Origin of the sequence: Mycolicibacter sinensis (genome assembly GCF_001667945.1) — a bacterium.
Taxonomy (GTDB): Bacteria; Actinomycetota; Actinomycetes; order Mycobacteriales; family Mycobacteriaceae; genus Mycobacterium; species Mycobacterium sinense_B.
Map to the genome: position 1 here is coordinate 43,094 of NZ_LZJK01000064.1, position 6,581 is coordinate 49,674.

Genomic DNA, 6,581 nt, shown 5'->3' on the forward strand with positions numbered 1-6,581 from the left:
CGAAGAATGACGTATGTTGTCCGGACAAATCCGTATATCCCGATCGGGGGCAGTGCGGATCTGCTGCCGGTGCCAGGAGAAAGCGGGTCATGGCGGATCACTCCAGCCTCCTGAGTCACCTCAGTCTCGCGGGCCGGGTCGTCGTGGTGTCCGGAGCCGGTGGCGGCGGTATCGGTACCACCATCACCGCGATGGCGGCAGCCGCCGGGGCCACGGTGATCGCGGTGAGCCGGTCGGCGGACAACCTCGACGAACACGTCGCGCCGCTGGCCGCCCAGGGCCTGCCGGTGCTGCCGGTGGCCGCCGACGCCGGCACCGACGAGGGCATCGCCGCGGTGCTCGATGCGGCGCGGCACGCCGACGGGCAGCTCTACGGGCTGGTCAACGTTGCGGGCGGGGCGGCGCCGGCGACCTGGATGCCCGCCACCCGGGTGGCCCGCTCCGATTGGCGGGAGATCTTCGCGCACAACCTGGAGACCGCGTTCTTCATGAGCCGGGCCGTCGCCGCCGAACTGGTGGCCCAGCAGCGTCCGGGGTCGATCGTGTCGATCTCCTCGATCAGCGGGATGAACACCGCGCCGTTTCACATCGCCTACGGCACCGCCAAGGCCGGCGTCGCCGCGATGACGCGCACGATGGCGCTCGAGCTCGCGGCGGCCGGGATCCGGGTCAACGCGGTGGCCCCGGGGGTCACCGAGACCGCGGCGTCGGGCACCTATGTCGACGAGGACCCCGATCGCGACCGGCGGGCGATTGCCATGGGGCGCCGGGGACGGCCCGAGGAGCAGGCCGGGCCGATCCTGTTTCTGCTGTCGGAGCTGTCCAGCTACATCACCGGCCAGACCCTGCTGGTCGACGGCGGGCTCGACCTCAAATGGAGTCACCTCGGCGCCGACAACACCTCGCTGTTTCTCAAGGACGAAACCTTCCGCGCGGCGATGAGGAGGATGTGATGACCGATCCGGTGCGCAACGCCGATACGGCCGAAGAACTGTCGCAACCGATGACGATCGGCGTCGAGGCCTACACCTGCGGCGACTACGCCCGCGCCGAACGCGACAAGCTGTGGCGCAAGGTGTGGCAGCAGGTCGGGCGGGTCGAGGACCTGCCGGAGGTGGGCAGCTACCTGACCTACGACATCCTCGACGACTCGATCATCGTGGTGCGCACCGGGCCGGAAACCTTTGCCGCCCACCACAATGTCTGCATGCACCGCGGCCGCCGGCTGATCGACACCCCGGCCGGGGCGAAGAACGCCCGCGCGCGCACCCGCAAGTCGTTCGTCTGCGGCTTCCACGGCTGGACCTACGGCCTGGACGGGGCATGCACCCACATTCGCGAACAAGACGACTGGCAGGGCACGCTGACGCCGGCGAACACCCATCTGCGGCCGGTGCGGGTCGACGCCTGGGGCGGCTGGCTGTGGATCAACATGGATCCGGACTGTGAATCACTGGCCGACTTCCTGTTTCCCGCGGCCAAGATCCTCGACCCGTTCGGGCTGGAGAACATGCGCTACAAGTGGCGCAGGTGGCTGGAATTCGACTGCAACTGGAAGGTTGCGATGGAGGCCTTCAACGAGACCTACCACGTCTATACGACCCACCCGGAGTTCAACAGGTTCGGCGAATTCAAGGGCTGGGCCAAAGTGCAGGGCAAGCACAGCAACATCGGCTACGACGCCCCGGACGATCTGGAGACGACGAAGTCCAAGATTCGCCTGGGTACCGGTGCCGACCCCCGGGTGTCGACCGCGGAGATGCAGATCTACACCATGGAGGAGACCAACGCCACCACCACCACGACCCTGGTGAACGCCGCCAAGCGGCTGGTCGACGAGCTTCCCGAGGGCACCCCGGCCGACAAAGTCCTGCAACACTGGCTGGACTCGGCGCGCCGCGACGACGAGGCCCGCGGCGTCATCTGGCCGACAATCCCGGCCGGCGTGCTCGGCCAAGCCGGCACCGCGTGGCAGATCTTCCCGAACTTCCAGATCGGCCAGGGCCTCACCAGCGCGCTGTGTTACAGCGCCCGGCCGCATCCCAGCTACAACCCCGATAAGTGCCTCTTCGAGGTCTCGGTGTTCGAGCTCTTCCCGAAAGGGGAAGAACCGTCGACTGATTGGGAGTACACCCCGGTCGGCGATCCGGGCTGGCGCTCGGTGCTGCCGCAGGACTTCTCCAACATGGCCGCGGTTCAACAGGGCATGAAATCCCTTGGCTACCAGGGTGCGAAGCCCAACCCATATCGGGAGCGCGCCATCGTCAACCTGCACCACCAGCTGGCGAAGTACATGGGCTCCGGTGAACCGCAGGAGCTCCCGAAAGGAAGCAATCGATGACGGAGTGCCCGCCGACCCACACACCGGACGATTTCGACATCGACGCGCTACGAGCGAAATACGCCGCTGAGCGGGCCAAGCGGCTGCGCACTGACGGCTCCCGTCAATACATCGAGGTCGAGGATGACTTCGCCGACTACTACGAGGTCGATCCGTACACGCCGGTAACACCGCGCGACCCGATCGTGGAGGACATCGACGTCGCGGTGCTCGGCGGCGGGTTCGCCGGACTGCTGTCGGCGGCGCACCTGAAAAAGGCCGGCGTCGACGATGTCCGGGTCATCGAGCTCGGCGGCGACTTCGGCGGGGTGTGGTACTGGAACCGCTTCCCCGGAATCCAGTGCGACAACGAATCCTATTGCTACATCCCGCTCCTCGAAGAGCTGGACTTCATCCCGAGCAAGAAGTTCGCTGACGGTCCGGAGATCTACGAGCACTGCCGGCGCATCGGCAAGCATTTCGGCCTGTACGACTCGGCGATCTTCTCCACCCAGGTCCGTGAGCTGCGCTGGCAGGAACAGACCTGCCGCTGGCAGATCACCACCAACCGGGGCGACGACATCCGGGCGCGCTTCGTGGTGATGGCGTCGGGGCCGTTCCACCGGCCGAAGCTGCCCGGCATTCCGGGCATCAAGGAGTTCACCGGCCACAGCTTCCACACCGCGCGCTGGGACTACGCCTACACCGGCGGGGACAGCACCGGGGGACTGCACAAGCTTGCCGACAAACGGGTCGCGCTGGTCGGCACCGGTGCCACCGGGGTGCAGGTGGTCCCGTTCCTGGGCGAATATGCCAAGCATCTGTACGTGTTTCAGCGCACGCCTTCGACCGTCGACTTCCGGGGCAACAAGCCCACCGATCCGGAGTGGGTGAAGACGCTGAAGCCCGGCTGGCAGCGGGAGCGGCAGCGCAACTTCCACGCCTGGACGTTCGAAGGCATGGCGCTGGGACAACCGGACCTGGTCTGCGATTTCTGGACCGAGCTGGGCCGCAACACTGCTGAGCAGGTGCTGGCCCTGGAAGACCCGGCGGCGATGACCCCGGAGCAATTCATGGCGATCCGGGAGGTCGAGGACTACAAGATCATGGAGCGGTTGCGCCGCCGCATCGACGACATCGTCGCCGACCGCGCGACCGCCGAAGCGCTCAAGCCGTACTACCGGTTCCTGTGTAAGCGTCCCTGTTCCAACGACGACTATCTCGATACGTTCAACCGGCCCAACGTGACACTTGTCGACGTCTCAGACGCCAAGGGCGTGGAACGGGCCACCGCCACGGGGCTGGTCGCCGGCGGCGTCGAGTACGAGGTCGACTGCATCATCTATGCCAGCGGTTTCGAGATCACCACCGATATCAGCCGCCGCTACTCGATCGACACGATCGAGGGCCGCGATGGGCTGTCGCTGTACGACCACTGGCGCGACGGTTACCGGACGTTGCACGGCATGACCAGCCGGGGTTTCCCCAACCAGTTCTTCACCGGCTTCACCCAGGTGGGCATCTCGGCCAACATCGCGGCGAATTACGAGCTTCAAGGTGAACACATCGCCTACATCATCGCCGAAGCGCTGGCGCGGGGAGCGAGCACGGTGGAACCGGAATCGGAGGCTCAAGAGGACTGGTGCCGCACCATCCGGGAGACCGCTGTCGACAATTCAGCGTTCGAACAACAGTGCACGCCCGGCTATTACAACAACGAGGGCGGCGGGGGCGGTGAGAAGATCCGTTCGCATCTAGGTGAGCCCTACGGCCCGGGTTTCTATGCGTTCGAAGACCTGCTGCGCGATTGGCGCGCGGCCGGCGATTTGAAGGGTCTGGTTCTGGAGTAGATGACCGCGATGACGCTGACCACCCGCGATCTCACCCCGCGGATCGCCACCGAGATCCGCGCCGACAAGGACGCGCTGCTGTCCGGTGACCATGCCGGGGCGATCCGTGAGCTTCTCGAACAGCGCGGTGTCCTGGTGTTCCCGCAGATCGGGTTCACCGACGCCGAACAGGTGGCCTTCACCGAGACGTTGGGCACGCTGGCGCCCGAGCGCGACGGTGCGGCCGTCTACGACGTCACGTTGGACACCGAGATCAACAAGCAGGCCGATTACCTCAAAGGTTCCTTCTACTGGCACCTGGACGGCACGATGAACCAGGTGCCGATCCTGGCGTCGCTGCTGCTCAGCAAGGTGCTGCCGGCCGGTGGTGGCGGCGACACCGAGTTCTGCAACACCTATGCCGCCTATGAGGAGCTGCCTGACGAGGACAAGCAGCGGCTGGAGTCGCTGCGGGCGATGCACTCGGCGTGGAATTCACTGTTGTACTACGACCCCGAGCCGGACGCCGCTACGCTGCAACAGATGATGGCGATCGGCCAGTGCGAGCTGCCGCTGGTCTGGACGCACCGCTCCGGGCGCAAGTCGTTGATCCTCGGCTGCACCGCCAGCCACATCGTCGGCATGGACTACTCCGAGAGCACCAAAACCCTGGTGCGACTGCGCGACTGGGCCACCCAGCCGCAATTTGTCTACCGGCACCAGTGGTCGGTCGGTGACCTGGTCATGTGGGACAACACCGGCACGATGCACCGGGCCCGCCCCTACGATGCGGCCTCGGGCCGGATGCTGCACCGGACCAAGCTCGCCGGTGAGGAACCCTTCGCTTGAGCGGATCTGACGACCTCGGGTTCGACGGCCGGGTCGCCGTCGTGACCGGTGCCGGGCGGGGGCTGGGCCGCGCCTACGCGCAACTGCTGGCGGCGCGGGGGGCCCGCGTCGTCGTCAACGACACCGGGGCCGACCTCACCGGCGACGGCATGCGCGTGGACCCGGCCGAGGAGGTCGCCGCGGCGATCCGGGCGGACGGGGGCGACGCGGTCGCCTGCACCGCGTCGGTCGCCACACCGCAGGGCGGGCAGGACATCATCGGGTCCGCGCTGGAGCACTACGGCCGACTCGACGTCGTGATCCACAACGCCGGAAACGTTCGGCGGGCCTCGTTGCGGCAGATGAGCTATACCGATTTCGATGCCGTCCTCGACGTGCATCTGCGCGGTGCCTTCCATGTCGTGCGTCCGGCCTTTCCGGTGATGTGCGATGCGGGTTACGGTCGCATCGTGTTGACTTCGTCGATCGGCGGCTTGTACGGCAACTTCGAGGTGGCCAACTATGCGGCCGCCAAAGCGGGTGTGATCGGGCTGAGCAACGTCGCGGCGCTGGAGGGCGCAGCTTCCGGTGTCAGGTGCAATGTCGTGGTGCCGGCGGCGGTGACGCGGATGGCTGAGGGCATCGACACCTCCGGTTATCCGCCGATGAAGCCGGAGCTGGTCGCACCCGTGGTGGGCTGGCTTGCCCACGAATCCTGTTCGGTCACCGGCGAAGTGCTGATCGCACTGGCGGGCCGGGTGGCCCGGGCGGTGGTGGCCGAAAGCCCGGGCGTGTACCAGCCGCGGTGGACCATCGGCGAGGTCGGGGAACGGATCGCAGAGATCCGGGATATCGGTGCGCCGGTGATCTTCCCGGTGGTGCCGGACGGTCATGCCGACCACATCCGATACAGCTTCGGCCTGGCACACGCCGGCCGCCTTCGGCGCCAGCCCGAGGAAACCCGGTAGCACAAAGGAGTGTTGTGATGCGCGAATACGTCAAGTTCTACATCGACGGGCAGTGGGTGGATCCGGCCGAGCCGAAGACCCTCGACGTGGAGAACCCGGCCACCGAGCAGGTCTGCGGCAAGATCGCCCTCGGTTCCGCAGCCGATGTCGACCGCGCGGTCGCGGCGGCCCGCCGGGCATTTGGCGGCTGGTCGCAGACCAGCCGCGCCGAGCGCCTGGATCTCATGCAGGCGATCCTCGCCGAATACCAGCGTCGCAGCGGCGATCTCGCCGACGCGGTGCACGAGGAGATGGGTGCCCCGCCGGCGCTGGCCGCCGGGGCGCAGGTGCAGTTGGGCATCGGCCACATGGTCACCGCGATCGACGCGCTGAAGAACTTCTCGTTCGAAGAGCAGCGTGGCCAGACGCTGGTGACCAGGGAACCGATCGGAGTGTGCGGCCTGATCACACCGTGGAACTGGCCGTTGAACCAGATCGCGGTGAAGATGTAGGCAGAGAACGGCGCCACCTCCGAGGGCTTCAGCACCATGGTGCAGCCGGTCGCCAATGCCGGATAGACCTTCACCGCGATCTGGTTCAACGGCCAGTTCCACGGTGTGATCAGGCCGCACACTCCGATCGGTTCCCTGGTCACCG

Annotated in this window: 5 protein-coding genes and 2 pseudogenes; 6 read left to right on the forward strand and 1 reads right to left on the reverse strand. The window is 66.7% G+C overall.

Features of this window, described 5'->3' with window-relative positions:
• The first annotated feature begins 89 nt into the window (after positions 1-89).
• From A5694_RS08830 to A5694_RS08855, 6 genes and pseudogenes are all read left to right on the forward strand, one after another.
• Entirely contained in the window at positions 90-953 is an 864-nt protein-coding gene (locus A5694_RS08830; RefSeq protein WP_064921462.1) for an SDR family NAD(P)-dependent oxidoreductase, read from the forward strand.
• A complete protein-coding gene (locus A5694_RS08835) occupies positions 953-2,341 on the forward strand; it encodes an aromatic ring-hydroxylating oxygenase subunit alpha (RefSeq protein ID WP_064921463.1) in 1,389 nt (462 codons plus the stop codon). The genes A5694_RS08830 and A5694_RS08835 overlap by 1 nt, the downstream gene beginning before the upstream one ends.
• Positions 2,338-4,170 (forward strand): flavin-containing monooxygenase, encoded by a 1,833-nt coding sequence (locus A5694_RS08840; protein WP_064921464.1) that lies wholly within the window; start codon positions 2,338-2,340, stop codon positions 4,168-4,170. The genes A5694_RS08835 and A5694_RS08840 overlap by 4 nt, the downstream gene beginning before the upstream one ends.
• Positions 4,171-4,998, forward strand: a complete 828-nt coding sequence (locus tag A5694_RS08845; RefSeq protein WP_064921465.1) for a TauD/TfdA dioxygenase family protein — start codon at positions 4,171-4,173, stop codon at positions 4,996-4,998.
• Positions 4,995-5,945 (forward strand): SDR family NAD(P)-dependent oxidoreductase, encoded by a 951-nt coding sequence (locus A5694_RS08850; RefSeq protein ID WP_064921466.1) that lies wholly within the window; start codon positions 4,995-4,997, stop codon positions 5,943-5,945. Before A5694_RS08845 ends, A5694_RS08850 begins: the two co-directional genes overlap by 4 nt.
• Positions 5,946-5,962: 17 nt before the next feature.
• Positions 5,963-6,433: pseudogene (locus A5694_RS08855) on the forward strand (aldehyde dehydrogenase family protein); the annotation flags it as partial.
• 38 nt (positions 6,434-6,471) lie between these two features.
• Here the strand turns inward: A5694_RS08855 and A5694_RS22510 are convergent.
• Positions 6,472-6,579 (reverse strand): annotated as a pseudogene (locus A5694_RS22510) (aldehyde dehydrogenase family protein); the annotation flags it as partial.
• Positions 6,580-6,581 lie beyond the last annotated feature (2 nt).